This is a genomic window from Thalassotalea sp. PLHSN55 (genome assembly GCF_052030545.1).
In the GTDB taxonomy this organism is placed as follows: domain Bacteria; phylum Pseudomonadota; class Gammaproteobacteria; order Enterobacterales; family Alteromonadaceae; genus CANMXU01.
In genome coordinates, this window is the sequence record NZ_JBPDIH010000008.1 from 116,931 (window position 1) to 137,040 (window position 20,110).

Consider the following 20,110-nt stretch of genomic DNA (forward strand, 5'->3'; position numbering starts at 1 on the left):
TGACAATATTAAGCTTTTTCCATCGCACACATTAATGGGTGCTGATGTTCTTTGGCAAAATTGCTTACTTGGCAAACTTTTGTTTCTGCTACTTCTGCAGAATACGTGCCGCACTTGGCTTTTCCTTCATAATGAATCGTAAGCATGATATCTGTTGCCTGATCCTCGTTCATATTGAAAAACTTCCTTAGAACTTCAACGACAAAATCCATCGGCGTATAATCATCGTTAAGTAAAACAACGTTATACATAGGTGGCTTTTGAACTCTCTCCTTAGTGACTTCTTCTACTGCTTCGTAATTTTCACTAAATTCTTTTCTATCACTCATAATTCTATATTAGTCTGTTGGTGGAAATTTTGCTTTAATAATTTACATTAAAATTTTACTGTTTTTGCGTAAAAAACCTAAATAATAACTTGACTAAATAAATATTTTATCTACGATTTACTTTGTGGCTAAAAATTAGTCTCATTTAAACTTATAAGATTCTTTAGGGAAGCATACCTAATTACCGAGTAATATAGAAGGAAGCAGAAGTATGGCTCACGGTACAGTTAAATGGTTCAATAATGCAAAAGGTTTTGGTTTTATTCGTCCTGAAGACGGAGGCGAAGACATTTTTGCTCATTATTCAACAATTCAAATGGATGGTTACCGCACACTAAAAGCGGGTCAGGATGTCAATTACGAGTTAAACGCTGGCCCTAAAGGTCATCATGCAGCAAGCATTAGCCCTGCCGATGTTGACGACAAAGAATAATTAAAAATCCTGCAATAAAAAACACAGCAATGGCTGTGTTTTTTTATGTCTAAATTATTACACGGTTGCTTTGGCACTACTTCCTGAGTTTAGCAAATATTTGCTTAACTAAACACAGGAAGTAAAGAACTTAATGTTAAGACATATGCTTGATAATGCAGTCACCAAACTCTGAACATGTCACTAACGTCGCATCGTCCATTAAACGTTCAAAATCATAGGTTACTGTTTTGGCGTTAATAGCGCCCGACATACCAGTTAGTAGTAAATCAGCTGCTTCTGTCCAGCCCATATGACGTAACATCATTTCAGCAGACAAGATAACCGAACCAGGGTTTACTTTGTTCTGACCCGCATATTTTGGCGCAGTACCATGAGTTGCTTCAAAAATAGCCACTTCATCGTTTAAGTTAGCGCCCGGAGCTATACCTATACCACCAACTTGTGCTGCTAATGCGTCAGACAAGTAGTCGCCATTTAAGTTAAGCGTCGCGATCACGCTGTACTCAGCAGGACGTAATAAAATTTGTTGTAACATCGCATCAGCAATAACGTCTTTAATGACGATTTCTTTACCGGTATTTGGGTTTTTAAATGAACACCAAGGACCACCGTCAAGTAAATCGGCACCAAACTCTTCTTTCGCTAATTGATAACCCCAATCTTTAAAAGCACCTTCGGTAAACTTCATGATGTTACCTTTGTGCACTAACGTCACAGAGTCGCGATCATTATCAATTGCATACTGAATGGCTTGTCGCACTAAACGTTCAGTACCTTGTTTGGAAACTGGCTTGATACCAATACCACAGTTCTCAGTAAAACGGATTTTAGTTACGCCCATTTCATCCGTTAAAAAGTCAATTACTTTACCGGCATCTTCTGTACCTGCTTGGTATTCAATACCGGCATAAATATCTTCTGAGTTTTCACGGAAAATCACCATATCAACTGCTGCAGGATTTTTAACTGGGCTTGGTACGCCAGTGAACCACTGAACAGGACGTTGACATACGTATAAATCAAGTAATTGACGCAATGCCACGTTTAACGAGCGCATACCACCACCAACAGGCGTGGTTAGCGGCCCTTTAATACCCACTTTGTATTCTTTAAACATGTCTAATGTTTCATCAGGCAACCAAGTTTCGGAATCGTAAGTTGCTGTCGCTTTTTCCCCCGCATAAACTTCCATCCAATGAATTTTTCGTTCACTGCCATATGCTTTGTTTACCGCTGCATTAACTACATTAATCATTGGTGGCGTAACATCGACACCTATACCATCACCTTCGATAAATGGAATGATAGGATTATTTGGAACTGACAATCTTCCGTTTACAATAGTTATTTTTTGACCTTCGCTGGGAACATTTACTTTACTGGTCATAATGCGATCTCCTAGGGTGATGTATTTACTTGTTAAGCAACAAATACAGGGTTGCTATGTAATTGAAGTTAAAACAATTCAAAGTGACTTGCAATCAAATTAAAACAAAATTATGCGTAAGATTACAGTTAAGTAATAAATAGTGAAAATTACTGAAATAAATATAGCTTAGTTTTTAAACGTTTGTTTGAAATTACGTATAAGTTATTTAAAAATTTATTAATAGGCATAAAAAAGCTAGGCAATTGCCTAGCTTTTTATAACAAACTTTATTTACGCTTTAATAAGCTTATAGCAAAGTCGATAAGATAGTGTTTAACGTTTCACTTGGACGCATCGCTTTAGACGCTAAATCGTCTGATGGGCTGTAGTAACCATTAATATCAACAGCTGGGCCTTGAGCAGCATTTAACTCATCAACAATTTTAGTTTCTTGTTTCGTTAAAGCTTGAGCCACTGCAGCAAAAGAGCTCTTTAACTCTTGGTCTTGCTCTTGCGCAGCAAGTTCAATCGCCCAGTACATAGCTAAATAAAAGTGGCTGCCACGATTATCTAACTCGCCGACTTTACGTGAAGGCGATTTGTTTTGTGTTAAAAATTCACCGGTCGCTTTATCTAAAGTATCCGCTAAAACTTGTGCTTTTGCGTTGCCAGTAGTCACACTTAAATGCTCTAAAGACGCAGCTAATGCTAAGAATTCACCTAAAGAATCCCAGCGTAAGTGGTTTTCTTTCTCAAACTGTTGAACATGCTTAGGTGCTGAACCACCCGCACCTGTTTCAAATAAGCCGCCGCCATTCATTAGTGGCACTACAGAAAGCATTTTAGCACTAGTACCTAGTTCTAAAATTGGGAATAAATCAGTTAAGTAATCACGTAAAACATTACCTGTTACAGAAATAGTATCTAAACCTTCTTTAATACGTACTAACGAGTATTGCGTCGCTTCTACTGGTGATTTAATTAAAATTTCTAAACCGTCAGTATCATGATCAGGCAAGTATTGCTTAACTTTCTTGATAAGCTCAGCATCATGGGCGCGGTTTTCATCTAACCAGAAAACGGCTGGAACACCAGTTGCACGAGCACGTGTTACCGCAAGTTTAACCCAATCTTGAATTGGAGCATCTTTTGCCTGACACATTCTCCATAAGTCACCTTCAGCAACCTGATGTTCAATTAATGTCGTACCTTCAGCATCAACAACACGTACAACACCAGCACCACTTAATACAAATGTTTTGTCATGAGAACCGTATTCTTCGGCTTTTTGCGCCATTAAACCAACGTTTGGTACACTACCCATAGTTGTTGGGTCAAAAGCACCGTTTACTTTACAGAAATCAATTACTGCTTGATAAACGCCTGCGTAACAACGATCTGGGATCATCGCTTTAGTGTCTTTTAACTTACCGTCTACGCCCCACATTTGACCAGACGTTCTAAGTGCTGCTGGCATTGACGCATCAATGATCACATCACTTGGTACATGTAAGTTAGTAATACCACGGTCTGAATCAACCATAGCTAGTTCTGGGTTTGTTTCGTAAACGGCTGCGATATCTGCTTCAATTTCAGCACGCTTCTCTGTCGATAAACGACCAATTTTTGCGTATACATCGCCAATACCGTTATTGGCATCAACACCTAGTTGTTCAAATACATCGGCATGTTTTGCAAATACGTCTGCGTAATATACTTTAACGGCATGACCAAAAATAACAGGGTCAGATACTTTCATCATGGTCGCTTTCAAGTGAAGCGATAATAAAATATCTTCTTGTTTAGCTTTCGCAATTTCAGTTTCAAAAAACTCTACTAAAGACGCTTTGCTTAATAGTGATGCATCGATAATTTCTTTTTCTTGAAGAGCTAATTGCTCTTTAAGTACTTTAACGCTACCGTCAGCTGCAACAAATTCAATTTTAACTTCTGTTGCTTTATCAATCGTTACTGAGCGTTCGCTTGAGTAAAAGTCACCTTCGTGCATACTCGCAATATGTGATTTTGAATCAGCAGACCATTTACCCATAGAATGTGGGTTATTGCGAGCGTATTGCTTAACAGAACCTGGAGCACGACGGTCTGAATTACCTTCACGTAATACAGGGTTTACCGCACTACCTTTAATTTTATCATAGGTGTACTTAATAGAAGCTTCCGCTTCATTAGAAGGCTCTTCAGGGTAATTCGGTAATTGGTAACCTTTTGCTTGCAGTTCTTTAATTGCCGCATGTAACTGTGGAACAGAAGCACTAATGTTTGGTAATTTAATAATATTAGCTTCTGGTTTTGTCGCTAGTTGACCTAATTCAGCTAAAGCGTCATCTATTCGTTGCTCTTTAGTTAAATATTTAGGAAAATTTGCAATAATGCGACCAGCAAGTGAGATATCACGCGTTTCTACGTTAATTGCTGAAGATGCAGTGTAAGCTTGAATAATAGGTAAAAGAGAATACGTGGCTAAAGCCGGAGCTTCATCAGTAATGGTATATATAATCTTCGAAGGTTCAGTGGTCATTTAATTTCCTACTCAAAATATCCAAATGGTTTGGTTCAATGAATAAATATTCAACAAAACGTATTTTAAATTCACCTAACCATAAAATTTATTAGCGCGCGAATAATATAGGAAAATGACGCGTTTTTAAATAGCGCATGTAAATACATTACTACATTTAAGGCAATAAATAGTGAAATCAAGGCAAAATCGTAATAAAAATGACCACTTCCGTAACAAAAGGTCATTGGTACGACCAGATAACAGTGCGCAAAAGGTGGTTTTATTTAACAAACCTTTCGATGTATTAAGCCAATTTACCGATGGTGATGGTCGTAAAACATTAGCTGACTTCATTGATATTAAAGAGGTCTATGCAGCTGGACGACTCGACCGAGATAGCGAAGGCTTATTGATTTTGACAAATGACGGAAAATTACAACATAAATTAGCTAATCCGAAAAAAAAGACTGAAAAAACCTACTGGGTACAAGTTGAAGGCGTGCCGACGGCACAAGATCTTGAAAAATTACAACATGGGGTTGATTTAAAAGACGGCCCGACCCTGCCCGCCAAAGTCAAAATAATGCAAGAACCTAATGTTTGGCCACGCATTCCCCCCATTCGAGAGCGTGCAACTATTCCGACTACCTGGTTAAGTATCTCTATTATTGAAGGCAGAAATCGCCAAGTTAGGCGAATGACAGCACATATCGGTTTCCCAACATTAAGGCTGATTCGATACAGTATCGGCAAATGGACAATCGATAACATTAACAATGGTCAGTATCAATTAATTGAAAAAAATAACGCCAGTTAATTTTCGAGAGAGTTTACACCAGTATTTGAGGATAAAAAATGGACCATGGCGAAGAGCAATTCAAACCCAACACAACAGTTGCAGCGGTTATTCATCATAAGAACAAATTCTTATTAGTCGAAGAGATTGAGCATAACCAATTAGTATTAAATCAGCCTGCTGGCCATGTTGAAGCAAATGAAAGTTTACTTAGCGCAATTAAACGTGAAGTCTTTGAAGAAACCGGCTTACAGCTTTCGCCAGCTTATCTTTGCGGAATTTACTATATGTACCGAGCAGATATTAGTTTGCATTTTTTGCGCTTTTGTTATGTATTTGAGCTAGATAGCTTTGAAATGGCAACACCTCAAGACGACGAAATAGTGGCAACACACTGGCTGACACTTGATGATATAATTGCGCAAAATACGCGACATCGTAGCGACATGGTCCAGCAGTGCATTAACGATTATCTAAGTGGCGTAAATATTCCGCTATCGTCAATAAAATCTAATCTTTAACGAGTGATAAAAATCTATAACAAAGCATTTTTGCGTGCTATAATTTGCCGCCTTTTTTTATAATCGCGTAAACTCGCTTCCCTAGCGCACAATAAAGGTGAATGCGAGCACTATGCAGTAACACGCAAAGACCATGAACGATATTACAGATACAAATTTATCAGATACAACACATGCCGCTAAATCGCCTGAGCAAACCAAAGTTATCGTTGGTATGTCTGGCGGTGTAGATTCTTCAGTTTCAGCCTACTTATTACTTGAACAAGGTTATCAAGTAGAAGGTTTGTTTATGAAAAACTGGGAAGAAGATGATACCGACGAGTATTGTGCTGCAGCAACTGACTTACAAGATGCACAAGCCGTATGTGATAAATTAGGTATCAAACTGCACACCATTAATTTTGCAACAGAATACTGGGATAATGTCTTTGAATACTTTCTTGCTGAATATAAAGCAGGTCGTACACCAAATCCCGATATCATGTGCAACAAAGAAATTAAATTTAAAGCCTTTTTAGAGTTTGCCTGCGAAGATTTAAATGCTGACTACATTGCCACAGGCCACTATGTGCAGCGTGAATTGCGCGACGGTCATTGGAAAATGATCCGTGGTTTAGATAATAATAAAGATCAAAGCTATTTTCTGTATACCTTAAATGAACAGCAACTTTCACAAACCTTATTCCCTGTTGGTCATATTGAAAAGCCAGAAGTAAGAGCTATTGCTGAAAAAGCAAACTTGATCACCCACAATAAAAAAGACAGCACGGGTATTTGTTTTATCGGTGAGCGTAAATTTAAAGATTTCCTTGGCCAATACTTACCAGCCCAACCAGGTGTTATTGAATCTGCCGATGGTGAAGCCATTGGTCAACACGATGGTTTAATGTATCACACGTTAGGTCAACGTAAAGGCTTAAAAATCGGCGGCCTAGCTAACGCAGGTGAAGAGCCTTGGTATGTTGTTGAAAAAGATTTAATCCGCAATGTACTCATTGTTGGTCAGGGCCATAACCACCCTCGCCTTTATTCAAAAGGTCTTATTGCTAACCAATTGCATTGGGTTGATAGAGCACCACTTAGTGAAACAATAAAATGCACGGTAAAAACGCGTTACCGCCAAGAAGACGTTGCTTGTACTGTGGTAAAAATGCCAACAAGTCATGACGACCCACTAAAAGATGAATACATGATCATGTTTGACGAGCAACAAAGCTCAGTAACACCAGGTCAATCAGTTGTTTTTTACCAAGATGATGTTTGCCTAGGCGGCGGTATCATTAATACCTTGATCCGCTAATTGTTAAGAGCCAATATGCAACAACAAACACTTACCCTAGCTGCAATTTGCCAAGTAGCCTATTTAGTACAAAAGCTTTCACGTACGGGTCACGTTGACCATGAAGCACTAAAGGTGATGTTAAACAGCATCACCATCACCTCACCAGATAATACATTAGCCGTTTATGGTGATGATGTTGCTCATTTAAAAATAGGCTTAACAACGTTAATCTCACACCTAGGTGATAAATCAACGCAGAAAGACCCTGAACTTACCCGCTATGTGGTGAGCTTAATGGCGCTCGAGCGTGGCCTTCAAAAACGTCGTAATAAAATGAATGAACTTGGTGAACGCATTGAACAAAGTAAACGCCAATTAGCGCATTACGACATAGACAGCGAAACACTTATCAGCAGTTTTGCCAGTATATACAGCGACATTATTAGCCCAATTGGTTCGCCAATTCAGGTAACCGGCGAACCAGATATTTTAAAGCAAAGCATTAACCAGCATAAAATTCGCGCACTACTATTAGCCGGCATTCGCTCTTGTGTATTATGGCGACAAGTTGGCGGCAAACGACGAAACATTATTTTTTCTCGTCGTAAAATTGTCGATTGCGCAAAACAGTTACTTAACAACTTATAATGTAAAAACATTTAGAACTTAAAAACTCAGGACTATATTATGGAACTTTCAGCACTTAGTGCAATTTCACCCGTTGATGGCCGCTACGGTAGCAAAACCAAAGCCTTACGCCCTATTTTCAGTGAATTTGGTCTAATTAAATACCGCGTAACAGTCGAAGTACGTTGGTTACAAAAACTTAGCACAACTGCAGAAATTGCTGAAGTACCAGCGTTTAGTGATGAAGCAAATGCAGTATTAGACGCAATTGTTGACAACTTTTCTGAGCAAGATGCCCTTGCGATTAAAAACATTGAAGCAACAACAAACCACGACGTTAAAGCAGTTGAGTACTTTTTAAAAGACGCAATTGCCGACAATGCTGAATTAAATGCCGTTAATGAATTCATTCATTTTGCCTGTACCTCAGAAGACATCAATAACCTTTCACATGGCTTAATGCTCTCTGAAAGCCGCAGCGAAGTACTTTTGCCGGTGATGGATGAAATTTTAAGTGAAATTAAAGCATTGGCTGTTGAATACCAAGCAATGCCAATGATGTGTCGTACACACGGTCAACCTGCTTCACCTAGTACCATGGGTAAAGAAATGGCTAACGTTTATGTACGTTTAAAGCGTCAACGTGACCAAATCGCAAACGTAGAAATGTTAGGCAAGATTAACGGTGCTGTTGGTAACTACAATGCTCACTTATCAGCCTACCCTGAAGTTAACTGGCACAACTTTTCAAACGAATTTGTTACTAGCTTAGGTTTAACGTGGAATGCCTTTACTACGCAAATTGAACCACATGACTACATTGCCGAGCTATTTGACGCAGTTGCGCGTTTTAATACCATTTTAATTGACTTTGACCGTGATGTTTGGGGTTACATTGCCCTTGGTCACTTCAAACAAAAAACCATTGCTGGCGAAATTGGTTCATCAACCATGCCGCACAAAGTTAACCCTATTGATTTTGAAAATTCAGAGGGTAACTTAGGCATTGCCAACGCTATTATGGCGCATTTAGCACAAAAACTACCTGTTTCTCGCTGGCAACGTGACTTAACTGACTCAACCGTATTACGTAACCTAGGTGTTGGTTTTGGCCACGCACTTATTGCTTACGCTGCAACATTAAAAGGTATCAGTAAGTTACAAGTTAATGAACAAGCTTTATTAGATGAATTAGATAAAAACTGGGAAGTATTAGCTGAGCCTATTCAAACAGTTATGCGTCGCTACGGTATTGAAAAGCCTTACGAGAAGTTAAAAGACTTAACTCGTGGTAAGCGCGTAAATGCTGAAATTATGGCTGACTTTATCGACAACTTAGAATTGCCAGACAACGCTAAAGTTGAATTAAAAGCAATGACGCCAGCCTCATACATTGGTCGCGCAATTAGCTTTATTGCTGAACTAGACTAATGTAAATATAGAGCGTGTTGATCCTTACTGTTTGAATTTTGTTCGAGATAAAAGCGTTTTAATCGCGGCGTGAGGTTTGTTGCCTAGTCATCTAAGCAAAACACCTCACACAGGTTACAAGTTCCAGACGTAACCTAAGTACCTACATCCATGTAGGTAACAAAGAGTAAAAAGCTTTTAGCCGAATCCTTCGGACAGCGTTTGTTGTCATTTATACGGTGTTGGTGCTTTATCATGTGGAATAACCACACATCAAAAGCACCGCCTTGTATAAATACCCAACAAACTGCTGCAAAAACAAACTTGAAAGATCAACACGCTCTAGCTAGCTAATCATTTATAAATTAAAAAAGGATTCGTTTGGATCCTTTTTTATTGCAAAATTTTGGATGTAACATGTACCAAATTAATTGGGGCGATATCACCCCAGAAATTTTTCTCAAAAAATACTGGCAAAAAAAACCGTTATTTATCAAAGGCGCTTTTCAAAACTTTCAAGATCCTATCGAAGCAAACGAACTTGCAGGTTTGGCGATGGAAGAGCATATTGAGTCGCGTATTATTTCACAAAATTCACAAGCACAGTGGCAAGTTGATCACGGCCCGTTTGACGATTTTAGCCAATATGGTGAACAAAATTGGACCTTGCTAGTACAAGCCGTCAATCACTGGTCTCGTCAAACCAACCAATTATTGGCCCCGTTTAACTTTCTGCCCTCATGGCGAATCGATGATGTAATGGTAAGCTTTTCAACGCCAAATGGTGGCGTTGGGCCACACTTAGATCAATACGATGTATTTATAATACAAGGTGAAGGAAAGCGTCACTGGCGTGTAGGGCTACCGGATGCTAAATTAGCGGAGAAAACGCCTCACCCAGATCTTAAGCAAGTAGACGATTTTGTTGCCGAAATAGATGTTGTTACCTCGCAAGGTGACCTACTTTATATTCCACCGAATCATCCCCATGACGGTAATTCAATTGAAAACTCTATTAACTTTTCAATTGGCTTTCAAGCGCCGAACGCGCAAGACTTAATTTCAGCATTTGCTGACGAAATGCTTGATAAAAATTTAGGTATCCAACGTTTTGGCGATCAAGGTCGAACTATTGCGACAGCAAGTGAAAACATTGAAAACGCAGATCTTGCAGCCTTAACGCAGTTTTTCTTATCACAAATAAGCAACAGCAATAGATTTGAGCAATTTTTAGCAAGTTATTTAACAAAATCCCATCATGGCTTAGAACTGCTGATCCCAACAACACCCATTACTGATCAGCAGTTATTGGATATAATCGATGAAGACATTGATTTTGTTCCTGTTTCAGGCATAAAAGCCGCTATGGTTCCACAGCTAGAAAACCCGTTAATCATTAATGGTGACGAATTCCCTGTGTGCCAACAAACACAGGCTTTAGCAAAGCTACTTGCCCAAAAATCGCCTTTGACCAACAAAATGCTAAAAAGTTTCCAAGATTGTTTGAAAAACAGACAACTGTTAACTAGCATTTTAAATAAGGGTTATTGGTATATAGAGTAGATGTGTGTCTTATAGTGTAAGCCGTGTTGAGTGGGGATTAGCTGCCCCACTTCTAAAAAATGTTAGAGAAAAAGTATTTGTCTGCGAATGGCGGATCCCAAAAAATATTGAATTTGATCAGCAAGACCCGCGTGCCTACCATATTTTAGTTTGCGACGATATTAGCCAAGAGCCCATAGGCACCGGTCGCATTATGCCTACTGGTGAAATTAGCCGCATCGCTGTATTAAAAAATTATCGTCACGATCCTGTAGATAAAGTGATTTTATCAAGCTTAATTCGTATTGCTAAAGAATTAGAGCTAAATGAAGTCTTTATTTCAGCTCCCCTTAGCACGGTAAACTATTTTAGTGAACGTAACTTTTGTCCAATAGGCGCAGTGTTTATGGAAGCCGGTATTGCTAGGCAACGCATGGCTTGTCAAATCACGAATATTGGCATGGCAAAGTATTATCTAAGTCATTAGTTCTCATTCTCTAGTAACAAAATCTCTAATTTGTGCGCTCAAAAACCTACGTCAAAGCTCATTTGTACCTTTAAGTTAACACTTACGTAAACGGCAATTTATTCTGTTGGTAGCACCGCTAAAAATGTCGTGCTAAGGTTCGGGAATCCTTACTAATGTGGCGCCTTTAAGAGATGGTAGACCACTTAAATAATGCACAGTTTTTCGGAGAAGTAACGTGTCCTTTTTTGATTTAGTTGATTTTGACGATCATGAACAAGTCGTATTTTGCAGCGACCAAGCAAGTGGCTTAAAAGCAATAATAGCCGTCCACAGTACTGCATTAGGCCCTGCTGCTGGCGGTTGTCGGTTTTGGGATTATGCATCAGATGAAGCAGCGCTAACCGATGTATTGCGATTATCTAAAGGCATGACCTATAAAAATGCCATGGCAGGTTTGAAACTTGGTGGTGGTAAAGCGGTGATCATTGGCAATCCAAAACAACTAAAATCTGAAGCCTTGTTTACTGCCTTTGGCAAAGCAGTTAATAACCTTAACGGCCGTTATTACACTGCTGAAGACGTTAACATCACCACAGCCGATATGTCGTTAGTTAATCAACAAACTGATTTTGTATCTGGATTAGAAGGTAAAAGTGGCAACCCAGGCCCATTTACGGCATTAGGTACATTTTTGGGTATTAAAGCTGCGGTAAAGTTTAAACTGGGTAAAGATGATTTAACAGGAATTAAAGTCGCCGTTCAAGGCCTTGGCAGTGTTGGCTATTCATTGTGCGAAAAGCTTAATCAAGCCGGTGCTATTTTATATGTTAGCGATATAAACCCAAATGCACTTGAAAAAGCAGAGCGTGAGCTAAACGCAAACATTGTAGGATTAGATGAAATTTACCAACAAGACGTCGATGTATTTTCACCATGTGCATTAGGCGCATCGATTAATGATGATACGCTACAACAGCTTAAAGCTAGCATAGTTGCAGGTTGTGCCAATAATCAATTAGCTCATGCTCGCCACGATAAAGCAATGCTTGACCAAGGTGTTTTGTACGCACCTGATTACGTGATAAATGCAGGCGGCATTATCAACGTAGCATTAGAAATATACCCAGAAGAATACTGCGCTGATACTGCAACGGCATTGGTGCAAAATATTTATCAAACTTTAATGAACGTATTTGAAAAAGCACAAGCGACTAATCAGCCAACAGGCATAGTTGCTGATGAAATGGCCAGAGAAATCATCGCTAAAGGTAAAAAATAGCCTATCTAAAATCATCAACACTAGCACGAGTCTGACGAGGATAATAACTCCTCGCAGACTTAAATTGACTTTAGCTTCTTCACTAAACAATAGGTTGTGTGGCCGACTGGATAGTCAGCTAATTCACCAAATACGCTGTAACCATGCTTTTCATAAAAAGGTTTTGCTTGAAAACTTAATGTTTCTGTTCGCATATAGCTAAAACCTTTTTCAAGCGCAAACTTTTCAGCTGCCTGTATTAGCTTGCTACCAACCCCCTGCCCTCGAGTCATTGGCGATAACCACAATAATTCGATAATGCAATAATTCCAAAAAGCTGTTGCTCTGATCCCGCCAACAACTTTCCCCTGAGCATCTTTTGCAAAAACAGCAAATTTATTATCCGCTTCAAAAACTACATCATCAGATAGGTAGTTTTGATTATAAGACTCGATTCCCTGACTGATCGTTTTTAAATCTACTTGGTTGGGCTGAGTAGTAATTTCTATATTCATTCTGCTTAACTTTTTAATTTTAAAGTTAAATTTTAATACATTTCTATAAGGGATGTGAATAAATGGTTATGAACAAATAAGTTAAATCGCTTGCCTTATAGCCTCAGTACTATACTCTGTATGCAAATTTTCGTTTTGTCATTTATCTATCGCTCGATGGCTGGCTCAGCGCTCAACTTTTGAGACGAATGATGACAGCCCTTCGCTTAAGCTACCAAACCATTGAGTTTGGTAAAACTGATATACACCTGTGCACTCTGCGCGATAAACAAGAATTCCACGATCCTAACGGCGTGGCTGAAAAGCTCGGTATTCATTCGGGCACGTGGTCGTTATTTGGCGTTGTGTGGCCATCAAGCCTAGTTTTAGCCCATTTCATTGTTGATTATCAAACAAAGTCTAAACGCATTTTAGAAGTGGGCTGTGGTATTGCGCTCTCTAGCTTGTTATTGAATAAACAACACGCAGATATCACAGCAACTGACTTTCACCCAGAAGTGAACAAGTTTTTGCAACGAAATGCATTACTTAATGAAGGTGACCCCATTGCCTTTGAACGAGTTGATTGGGCTGACGAAAATGACCAACTGGGCAATTTTGATTTAATTATTGGCAGCGACTTACTCTATGAAGACGGCCATATAAAACTATTGGCTGACTTTATCAATGATCACGCGAATCCTGAATGTGAAGTTATTCTAGTTGATCCCGGCAGAGGCCGAAAAAACAAGATTTGTAGAGAATTAGAAAGTGTTGGTTTTGTTTCTAGTCAGCAAAAACCACTGCATACCGATTTTTTAGCACAAGAGTTTAAAGGCCATATTCTTAAATTTATTCGAAGTGTTTAGCGCTAGTTGCCAATGGGTATACACAGCGCTATGTATTAGTTCGATTTAGGTTATACAACAAAGCTGATTAGAACAACAATAACAATTGCCACAAGTAGCCCGGTAAATATAATTCGCCCTTGATGCGCCCTTTGTTGTTGCGCATTTGGGTAAGCGCCAAATGTCACAGCCAATAAAAATAATCGACCAAGCCAATATAAAAATCGCTCACAAATCGCTTCTAATAAAAACCATCGTATAAACCTTAATATGGTTTTAAGTAATCCTTCGGCTAACTCTTCCATAGAGATCCTTCGTCATAAAAGTGGTAATAATAAAATACGAAAAGTGCTATAAACACCGGCCCGTTTTAATAAAGTGTACCCAGTCTGTTCTATTTCTTTGCTGGCAAGCTTCAATTGCTGGTTCAATATCGTATGGTACATTGATATGTTTTATCTGCCAGCTGCCACGGTTCAATTCGACAATTGAATACGATGCCATTGTGTTAAAATTTTCCATTGAATGAACAACAGGTAAATTATCGGTGTATGCTTGTAATCCGACACTTCCAGGGTTTACGATTGTTTGTCCTGTACTTAACTTAACCGTTCTTGGTGTATGAGTATGACCACAGCATATTAAGTTAGTCGTTTGACCATTAAGTAAGCTTATTATCTCGTTATCTGCGCGTAAACGCGCATAGCCAAATTCAACATTTTCCAATAAATAAATTAAATCACTTTGTGGTGTTCCATGGCATAAATAGACATCATCATTAAATTGCATATCAAATGGCAGCGCTTGCAGCCACGCAATTGGTTTAGGACCAAGGTCATCAACAATAAACTTCATGGTTGGATTTAACGCCATTTCAGTTTCGGTTGCTTCAACTATTTGCCGATCTTGATTACCACTTATGGTGATCATTTCATGTTGCATTAACAAATCGTACGTTTCTTTGGGCGCAATGGGGCCATATAAGATATCGCCTAAGTTAATCATGTGATCAACGCCGTTGTGCTGAGCATCTTGGATCACCGCTTCTAATGCAAAAACATTGCTATGAATATCTGACAAAAGAGCAAACTTCATTTATTAAGCCTTAAAATTAATGTTAGGTAGACAAATACTGAAATCAGCATGGCAAAAACGCTAAAGGGATAAGAACAAAAAGGTCGGTACATACAAGATAAAATACCGCAATCTTGTCGCCTCAATTGAAGTGTAAATTTAATGTCACCGACCCCTTAGGCACTTTTAATACACGCTTAGTGTTCATCGCCTGCATAAATCCACATAGGTTCAGTGTTACCGGCGCGTTCAAAACCAAGTGCTTGATAAAACGCAATAGCCTCGCCATCGGCAGTTAGCATTTGTTGATGAAAACCATTGTATACCGTTTGCAAAGCATCCATCATCTGCCGGCCAACGCCTTTTCCTTGATAATCAGGATGCACCAACATATGAGGGTAATACACCACCAAATGCCCGTCGGAGATCGCATTAGCTAATCCAATTAACTTACCATTCTCTCGTGCGGTAACTAATGAGTGCGAATTAATTAACCCAGCTATCAGCTGTGTTGGTTTATCTGCTGAAGACCACTTATTGGCTCGATACAAGCTAACAACTTCTTCTTGATTAATCGATTGGTCAAAACTGACTTCAATGTTCATTTATTTTCCTTGTGCTAACGACAAATATTCTGCAGCGCTGAAATTGCTTTTAAACGAGAATGCCTTTGGCGTATCGCCATGCTCTCGTAAGTAATTAAGTTTTTCTATGCCTTCTTCAATACTTGGTGTGTAGCCAGTGGGGATCCACCAAAGTACATAACTATCTTCGGAGATGTTTTCAAACCACTCTTTTTTGCGACGAAGAAAGTCGCGATGATGAGTTCTAAACATAAAGTTTTTTAACGCATCGACTGACTGCCAAACTGACATATTGACAATAATGCTTGGATCGCTAAATGCTTCAATCGCGGTCGCATCACCACTTTCATCTTGTAAGCGCCATACAAACCCCGCGCTTGTCTCAGCTAAAGCATTGATCGGCGCTAAATTATCAACAAACTCTTTAATTTCTGGCGCTTGTAAATCGTATTTTGCTTTTGCGATATTCAGTTGTGCTAAATGCATACTCCCTCCTATGCGTAACTGTTCAAGGATTAAGTGAATCTGTGACCTATTGATAAATATATCAGCAGTCGTGTCGCATCAATTAAGTTTAAATTTAACGTCAGCGGCCCCTTAGTCTAATCCTTAGTCTTTAAATATTTCTTCGAGTGTAATTACTGTTAACTTCTCACTCCGAAGCTGAAAACACAATTTGGATAAACATGATGTGAACTTAACGGTTTTAATTGCAACAAATCAACCTTGCCAACAACATCGGAGATATTACTTTGGTGAATTTCAAAATAAAATCTCCAATCACCATTTGACGAAGTAAGTTCTATATAGGGATAACCTGTTAACGTCCATGTCCCAGTTTTATGCTCGGTGAGCGTATTAGGATCTTTTGTATACAAGAGTTGATAGGTCTGATCTCGCTTTAGAAATAACTGTGCCGAGACTTCACATTGCTCGCTGTTATATTGATTTACCAGATCTTGGCTATGCATTTTATCAGTTTGTTTAACGCCTTCAGGTATTAAAAACAATCCAATGCTGTTTTTTGAATACCAATGATTGCCTTTAAACAAAGCTTGTAATTCAACATCAGGCCAACCAAGTTGACCAATTTCTGCGATAAAACTGTCTAAATTTTTTTCACCGTCTATAAAAGGTGAATAGACGATAGTAGACTTTTGAATTTCATCGGGAAAAACAAGAACATTCGCTTTAACATTATAATCTAATGCTTCGAGCTTTTGCGTGATCCGTTGCGCTTGTTCATCTGATAAGTAACGTTTGTAAAGATGCACGTTAGTTGAAGAGCAGCTTGCTAATAATGCTGCAATGATACAAATTTTTAAAAGTCTCAAATTACCACCTTCCTTGGTTTTACTGTTAGGATTTAGTTATACGATTCGTTTTCTTCAACGTTCATATTCCACTTCATCGATAATCTATTTCCCAGCTGCAATATGAACGAATGGGGTCGGTGACATATTGATAAATATATCAGCAGACGTGTCGCATCAATTAAGTTTAAATTTAGTGTCACCGACCCCTTATTCCGCGCCGGCCCCTTAATCCCGACATAGCCGGCCAATAGCTATCTCATGCTAAATTTCTTCATACAACTCTAACGGTAAGCCATCCGGATCGCTAAAAAAGGTAAACTTCTTATTGGTATATTCATCGACTCTAATAGGTTCAACGTCAACCCCATTTGACACTAGATAGTTACGAGTTTTTTCAACAGACTCAACACTAAAAGCTAAATGACGTAAACCTAGTGCTTCAGGGTAGCTTGGTCGTTGTGGTGAGTTGTTAAAGGTAAATAATTCAAGTTGGCTACCATCAGGCAGTTTTAAATCAAGCTTATAGGAGTCACGTTCTGAGCGATAATTTTCTGCAATCACCTCTAAGCCTAATATAGACACGTAAAAATGTTTGGCTTGTTGATAATCGGAACAAATAATTGCGGCATGATGAATTGAATTAAGCACCTAATTTCCTTTTGTTGTTGCTTTGAACTTTTGTTTATTAGATTTTATTTTGTTACTTGTTACTTGTTACTTGTTACTTGTTACTTGTTACTTATCGCTAGTTTGATACTCATATTGACTCTTAGCAATTGCCCAAACGATCATGGCTAATAAAATATAGAAAAGTTTCTGACCCGATAATTCAATAGCTACCGATTCTTGTTGATCGGGCTGACTTAAAACGGAGGCAATAAAAATATCGCCAATCACTAGTAATATTGGATAAAGTAAAAAACCAAGCGCTGCAAATTTCGCCAGCTTATAGTAGCTTGGATTTTGAATAAATTTTGCTAAGCAAAATAGTGCTAGTGCAAAAGCGCTATTGGGTAATAAATGCAATAATGCCGCTTGTTGAACTTGTTCAGGTTTTGCTTGTTGTGCAAACGAAAACGTTTCGACAAGTTCATTTAAATAAGATGCAGGGTAAATAACGCCCCAAAATGGATATAGCACCATTAAAAATGCAACTAAAAATAAAGTAATCCGTATTATTAACACCTAATATCTCCTTAGTTTTTTGGCGAAGCTGATTGCATCAACAACTTATTTACCCCAATCTTCATCAAGCACATCTTGTCGTTTGGCTTCATATTCATCGGTGGTTAGTAAGCCTTCTCGATACAGTTGTTCTATTTGCCTTAAACGCATCGCATGGCTTACATTGCCATCTTGCTGTTTTGGCGCTGTTGATTTTGCACCACCTGACACCTTTAAACTATGATCAGTTACTTCATGATGCAGACTTTTATTTGAAAATATAGAATTGCGGTAAGATTGATAAATTTGCGCGCACACGGCAAATACCCAAAAGATCATAAATATTTTGCCAAACGCGGGCATATTTGAAAAATCAAAAACCATCAGCGCAACGACCAGCATGCCAATGCTTATAATTAAACCAACGGTTGAGTTGTATTTAGATTCTTTAGTTTTTGACGTGCCGTGAATTCTCATTATTTTTCCAAAACTGCCCCTAACAAAGTTTTAAACACTTTGTTTGGTTTTGATGACCAAGCATTTTCGACTCATCAGCAACACGGTAAATAGCATAATACCGTAGCCAATTGAGCCGCCACTATAGCCAGCGCGGTGTTCAATTTTGGCCACTTTTTCTTCTTTTACTCGAGTTTTGAATCTCGCAAGCTCGTGATCTAAATTGGCGGTCATATCGTTAACCGCTAAACGAAAACCTTCCAATGACTTTTCTTGTAGCGTACCGTCAATACCAACAGCGGTTGTTCGCTTCTCAAGCTTGTTTATCCCCGGGGCTCTAAATAGCATTTTTTTACTCTTAATATCAAAAACTGCAGTATCAACAAAAGTTTGCACTGAATTTTCGTTGCCAGGAATAACGTACATGCCAACGATTGTCCAATAGAGTAAGGCGGCGTTATTTTCCAGTGACTGGGTTACTTGATCGTATGAAACAAGCGCTATTACATCAATATCATAAAGGCGCCCTACTTGCTCTAACGTGGTAAAACCCTCGCCTCCTTGTAAATAAGTACTTGGAATAATATCAATACGGTCTATATAGTCATATTGCAAAAAAGATTGTTTAACTTTCTCAAGTAATTCAACTTGGTCTTTACCGTGCAGTCCATCACGATGCCAATTTTTCGAAGGAACAAAAGCCAAACCCACTTTTACCGGGAGTGACAATACTGGAAGCTCGGGTTTGTGCTCACTACGACTCTCTTTATTTGGATACAAAAAGTCCATCAAACTGCTAGATTGTGTTTGTTTACCAGTGTTGTTGCTAACAATTGCACTACATGATGTAAGCAGTAATATCGTTACTATTACGGTAATTAGGGAAGGTTTCATCGAGGTTCCTTTTCGTTGTGCACAACAATAATTATAATTTAAACAATGATCTATAAAGCAAACTCTTTAAAGCTAAGTTCGCCTAAAAGGCTTATTCAGGGTATTGAGAAAATTTATCCGCCGACTTGCCTTCTTCAAACCAACAAGGTTTTTCATCCCAAAAAATATTGGCTGAAGGTCGAATTTCAGGATCTTGTTCAACATAACCGGCAGGTACAATTAAAAACGCCCCATCACGACTAACATAAGGTACTTGCGAGCCACATTCAGAACAAAAACAATTACTAAAGCGCGCGGCTTCTGGTAAATCAAATCGTTTAATTAATTGCTCGCCTGATTTCCATTTGATTTTATCGGGTGTAGTAAACATTAATGCCGCAAATGCAGAGCCTGTTTTTTTCTGGCATCTGTCACAGTAACATTGATAAAAACGTTTAAAAGGGCCTGTAACAACGCTAGACACTTTGCCGCACAGACAACTCCCTTGTATTTCTTTACTCATTTTTTACACCTCAAATTATTTAAGTGTTTGCTTTACTGTGCTTAATTAGCACTGTTTTTATGCTATCTAATTTAAAGTAAACAAAATATAAGGCAAGTATTTGTTGATAACGACTGTAACAGTTTATTTTTATTGGTACCAAGGGGATCGGTAGCATTGTTATAAATCTACATTTTTGTCGGCTTATTGAAGTGTTCAAATTAAAGTCGCAGCCCCTT

Annotated in this window: 24 protein-coding genes; 10 read left to right on the plus strand and 14 right to left on the minus strand. The window is 38.6% G+C overall.

Annotated features, from left to right (window positions below):
* Positions 1 to 8: 8 nt before the first annotated feature.
* Positions 9 to 329 (minus strand): ATP-dependent Clp protease adapter ClpS, encoded by a 321-nt coding sequence (gene clpS, locus ACRRSQ_RS15895; protein ID WP_440876751.1) that lies wholly within the window; start codon positions 327 to 329, stop codon positions 9 to 11.
* Positions 330 to 540: 211 nt separating this feature from the next.
* On the opposite strand from clpS, the gene cspD reads away from it, so the two are divergent.
* Positions 541 to 762 carry a cold shock domain-containing protein CspD gene (gene cspD / locus ACRRSQ_RS15900; RefSeq protein ID WP_440876752.1) on the plus strand — a complete coding sequence of 74 codons (222 nt, stop codon included), beginning with the start codon at positions 541 to 543 and terminating at the stop codon, positions 760 to 762.
* A gap of 136 nt (positions 763 to 898) precedes the next feature.
* On the opposite strand, the gene icd is transcribed toward cspD, so the two are convergent.
* The gene (gene icd / locus ACRRSQ_RS15905; protein ID WP_440876753.1) at positions 899 to 2,152 is read right to left on the minus strand and encodes an NADP-dependent isocitrate dehydrogenase; all 1,254 of its coding nucleotides are present in this window, start codon (positions 2,150 to 2,152) and stop codon (positions 899 to 901) included.
* A 289-nt stretch (positions 2,153 to 2,441) separates the two neighbouring features.
* Positions 2,442 to 4,673: an NADP-dependent isocitrate dehydrogenase gene (locus ACRRSQ_RS15910; RefSeq protein WP_440876754.1), complete on the minus strand. Its 2,232-nt coding sequence runs from the start codon at positions 4,671 to 4,673 to the stop codon at positions 2,442 to 2,444.
* 226 nt (positions 4,674 to 4,899) lie between these two features.
* Between ACRRSQ_RS15910 and ACRRSQ_RS15915 the strand changes: the two genes are divergently transcribed.
* The 8 genes from ACRRSQ_RS15915 to ACRRSQ_RS15950 all read left to right on the plus strand — a co-directional run bounded on the left by ACRRSQ_RS15915 (position 4,900) and on the right by ACRRSQ_RS15950 (position 12,581).
* Positions 4,900 to 5,472, plus strand: coding sequence for a pseudouridine synthase (locus ACRRSQ_RS15915; protein ID WP_440876872.1), 573 nt, complete (start codon positions 4,900 to 4,902; stop codon positions 5,470 to 5,472).
* A gap of 38 nt (positions 5,473 to 5,510) precedes the next feature.
* Complete coding sequence (locus tag ACRRSQ_RS15920) at positions 5,511 to 5,972, plus strand: NUDIX hydrolase (protein WP_440876755.1); 462 nt, start codon at positions 5,511 to 5,513, stop codon at positions 5,970 to 5,972.
* A gap of 133 nt (positions 5,973 to 6,105) precedes the next feature.
* On the plus strand, positions 6,106 to 7,272 hold the full coding sequence (gene mnmA / locus ACRRSQ_RS15925) for a tRNA 2-thiouridine(34) synthase MnmA (protein ID WP_440876756.1): 1,167 nt from the start codon (positions 6,106 to 6,108) through the stop codon (positions 7,270 to 7,272).
* A 15-nt stretch (positions 7,273 to 7,287) separates the two neighbouring features.
* Positions 7,288 to 7,902: a high frequency lysogenization protein HflD gene (gene hflD / locus ACRRSQ_RS15930; RefSeq protein WP_440876757.1), complete on the plus strand. Its 615-nt coding sequence runs from the start codon at positions 7,288 to 7,290 to the stop codon at positions 7,900 to 7,902.
* Positions 7,903 to 7,941: 39 nt separating this feature from the next.
* Positions 7,942 to 9,312 (plus strand): adenylosuccinate lyase, encoded by a 1,371-nt coding sequence (purB, locus tag ACRRSQ_RS15935; RefSeq protein ID WP_440876758.1) that lies wholly within the window; start codon positions 7,942 to 7,944, stop codon positions 9,310 to 9,312.
* A 396-nt stretch (positions 9,313 to 9,708) separates the two neighbouring features.
* Complete coding sequence (locus tag ACRRSQ_RS15940) at positions 9,709 to 10,854, plus strand: JmjC domain-containing protein (protein ID WP_440876759.1); 1,146 nt, start codon at positions 9,709 to 9,711, stop codon at positions 10,852 to 10,854.
* A gap of 4 nt (positions 10,855 to 10,858) precedes the next feature.
* Positions 10,859 to 11,320 (plus strand): GNAT family N-acetyltransferase, encoded by a 462-nt coding sequence (locus ACRRSQ_RS15945; protein ID WP_440876760.1) that lies wholly within the window; start codon positions 10,859 to 10,861, stop codon positions 11,318 to 11,320.
* A gap of 217 nt (positions 11,321 to 11,537) precedes the next feature.
* Complete coding sequence (locus ACRRSQ_RS15950) at positions 11,538 to 12,581, plus strand: Glu/Leu/Phe/Val family dehydrogenase (RefSeq protein WP_440876761.1); 1,044 nt, start codon at positions 11,538 to 11,540, stop codon at positions 12,579 to 12,581.
* 59 nt (positions 12,582 to 12,640) lie between these two features.
* Here ACRRSQ_RS15950 and ACRRSQ_RS15955 read toward each other — a convergent pair whose 3' ends face one another.
* Positions 12,641 to 13,075: a GNAT family N-acetyltransferase gene (locus ACRRSQ_RS15955; protein WP_440876762.1), complete on the minus strand. Its 435-nt coding sequence runs from the start codon at positions 13,073 to 13,075 to the stop codon at positions 12,641 to 12,643.
* Positions 13,076 to 13,266: 191 nt separating this feature from the next.
* Here ACRRSQ_RS15955 and ACRRSQ_RS15960 point away from each other — a divergent pair, with 191 nt between their 5' ends.
* Positions 13,267 to 13,923 carry a class I SAM-dependent methyltransferase gene (locus ACRRSQ_RS15960; RefSeq protein ID WP_440876873.1) on the plus strand — a complete coding sequence of 219 codons (657 nt, stop codon included), beginning with the start codon at positions 13,267 to 13,269 and terminating at the stop codon, positions 13,921 to 13,923.
* 50 nt (positions 13,924 to 13,973) lie between these two features.
* On the opposite strand, the gene ACRRSQ_RS15965 is transcribed toward ACRRSQ_RS15960, so the two are convergent.
* From ACRRSQ_RS15965 to ACRRSQ_RS16010, 10 genes are all read right to left on the minus strand, one after another.
* Positions 13,974 to 14,207 carry a hypothetical protein gene (locus ACRRSQ_RS15965; RefSeq protein WP_440876763.1) on the minus strand — a complete coding sequence of 78 codons (234 nt, stop codon included), beginning with the start codon at positions 14,205 to 14,207 and terminating at the stop codon, positions 13,974 to 13,976.
* A gap of 46 nt (positions 14,208 to 14,253) precedes the next feature.
* On the minus strand, positions 14,254 to 14,997 hold the full coding sequence (locus ACRRSQ_RS15970) for a metallophosphoesterase family protein (RefSeq protein ID WP_440876764.1): 744 nt from the start codon (positions 14,995 to 14,997) through the stop codon (positions 14,254 to 14,256).
* Between the two features lie 176 nt (positions 14,998 to 15,173).
* On the minus strand, positions 15,174 to 15,581 hold the full coding sequence (locus tag ACRRSQ_RS15975; protein ID WP_440876765.1) for a GNAT family N-acetyltransferase: 408 nt from the start codon (positions 15,579 to 15,581) through the stop codon (positions 15,174 to 15,176).
* Positions 15,582 to 16,046: a DUF3291 domain-containing protein gene (locus ACRRSQ_RS15980; RefSeq protein WP_440876766.1), complete on the minus strand. Its 465-nt coding sequence runs from the start codon at positions 16,044 to 16,046 to the stop codon at positions 15,582 to 15,584.
* A 158-nt stretch (positions 16,047 to 16,204) separates the two neighbouring features.
* Positions 16,205 to 16,894: a hypothetical protein gene (locus tag ACRRSQ_RS15985; RefSeq protein ID WP_440876767.1), complete on the minus strand. Its 690-nt coding sequence runs from the start codon at positions 16,892 to 16,894 to the stop codon at positions 16,205 to 16,207.
* Between the two features lie 243 nt (positions 16,895 to 17,137).
* A complete protein-coding gene (gloA2, locus tag ACRRSQ_RS15990) occupies positions 17,138 to 17,524 on the minus strand; it encodes an SMU1112c/YaeR family gloxylase I-like metalloprotein (protein ID WP_440876768.1) in 387 nt (128 codons plus the stop codon).
* An 87-nt stretch (positions 17,525 to 17,611) separates the two neighbouring features.
* On the minus strand, positions 17,612 to 18,061 hold the full coding sequence (locus tag ACRRSQ_RS15995) for a hypothetical protein (protein ID WP_440876769.1): 450 nt from the start codon (positions 18,059 to 18,061) through the stop codon (positions 17,612 to 17,614).
* A 45-nt stretch (positions 18,062 to 18,106) separates the two neighbouring features.
* Positions 18,107 to 18,517, minus strand: coding sequence for an SHOCT domain-containing protein (locus ACRRSQ_RS16000; RefSeq protein ID WP_440876770.1), 411 nt, complete (start codon positions 18,515 to 18,517; stop codon positions 18,107 to 18,109).
* A 30-nt stretch (positions 18,518 to 18,547) separates the two neighbouring features.
* Positions 18,548 to 19,390 carry a rhombotarget lipoprotein gene (gene rhlP, locus ACRRSQ_RS16005; RefSeq protein ID WP_440876771.1) on the minus strand — a complete coding sequence of 281 codons (843 nt, stop codon included), beginning with the start codon at positions 19,388 to 19,390 and terminating at the stop codon, positions 18,548 to 18,550.
* A 91-nt stretch (positions 19,391 to 19,481) separates the two neighbouring features.
* The gene (locus ACRRSQ_RS16010) at positions 19,482 to 19,892 is read right to left on the minus strand and encodes a GFA family protein (RefSeq protein ID WP_440876772.1); all 411 of its coding nucleotides are present in this window, start codon (positions 19,890 to 19,892) and stop codon (positions 19,482 to 19,484) included.
* Positions 19,893 to 20,110 lie beyond the last annotated feature (218 nt).

Bases quoted from the DNA above. Each gene is read 5' to 3' on its own strand.
- clpS (WP_440876751.1), bottom strand. From the start codon at position 329: ATGAGTGATAGAAAAGAATTTAGTGAAAATTACGAAGCAGTAGAAGAA.
- cspD (WP_440876752.1), top strand. From the start codon at position 541: ATGGCTCACGGTACAGTTAAATGGTTCAATAATGCAAAAGGTTTTGGT.
- icd (WP_440876753.1), bottom strand. From the start codon at position 2,152: ATGACCAGTAAAGTAAATGTTCCCAGCGAAGGTCAAAAAATAACTATT.
- ACRRSQ_RS15910 (WP_440876754.1), bottom strand. From the start codon at position 4,673: ATGACCACTGAACCTTCGAAGATTATATATACCATTACTGATGAAGCT.
- ACRRSQ_RS15920 (WP_440876755.1), top strand. From the start codon at position 5,511: ATGGACCATGGCGAAGAGCAATTCAAACCCAACACAACAGTTGCAGCG.
- mnmA (WP_440876756.1), top strand. From the start codon at position 6,106: ATGAACGATATTACAGATACAAATTTATCAGATACAACACATGCCGCT.
- hflD (WP_440876757.1), top strand. From the start codon at position 7,288: ATGCAACAACAAACACTTACCCTAGCTGCAATTTGCCAAGTAGCCTAT.
- purB (WP_440876758.1), top strand. From the start codon at position 7,942: ATGGAACTTTCAGCACTTAGTGCAATTTCACCCGTTGATGGCCGCTAC.
- ACRRSQ_RS15940 (WP_440876759.1), top strand. From the start codon at position 9,709: ATGTACCAAATTAATTGGGGCGATATCACCCCAGAAATTTTTCTCAAA.
- ACRRSQ_RS15955 (WP_440876762.1), bottom strand. From the start codon at position 13,075: ATGAATATAGAAATTACTACTCAGCCCAACCAAGTAGATTTAAAAACG.
- ACRRSQ_RS15960 (WP_440876873.1), top strand. From the start codon at position 13,267: ATGACAGCCCTTCGCTTAAGCTACCAAACCATTGAGTTTGGTAAAACT.
- ACRRSQ_RS15965 (WP_440876763.1), bottom strand. From the start codon at position 14,207: ATGGAAGAGTTAGCCGAAGGATTACTTAAAACCATATTAAGGTTTATA.
- ACRRSQ_RS15970 (WP_440876764.1), bottom strand. From the start codon at position 14,997: ATGAAGTTTGCTCTTTTGTCAGATATTCATAGCAATGTTTTTGCATTA.
- ACRRSQ_RS15975 (WP_440876765.1), bottom strand. From the start codon at position 15,581: ATGAACATTGAAGTCAGTTTTGACCAATCGATTAATCAAGAAGAAGTT.
- ACRRSQ_RS15980 (WP_440876766.1), bottom strand. From the start codon at position 16,046: ATGCATTTAGCACAACTGAATATCGCAAAAGCAAAATACGATTTACAA.
- ACRRSQ_RS16000 (WP_440876770.1), bottom strand. From the start codon at position 18,517: ATGAGAATTCACGGCACGTCAAAAACTAAAGAATCTAAATACAACTCA.
- rhlP (WP_440876771.1), bottom strand. From the start codon at position 19,390: ATGAAACCTTCCCTAATTACCGTAATAGTAACGATATTACTGCTTACA.
- ACRRSQ_RS16010 (WP_440876772.1), bottom strand. From the start codon at position 19,892: ATGAGTAAAGAAATACAAGGGAGTTGTCTGTGCGGCAAAGTGTCTAGC.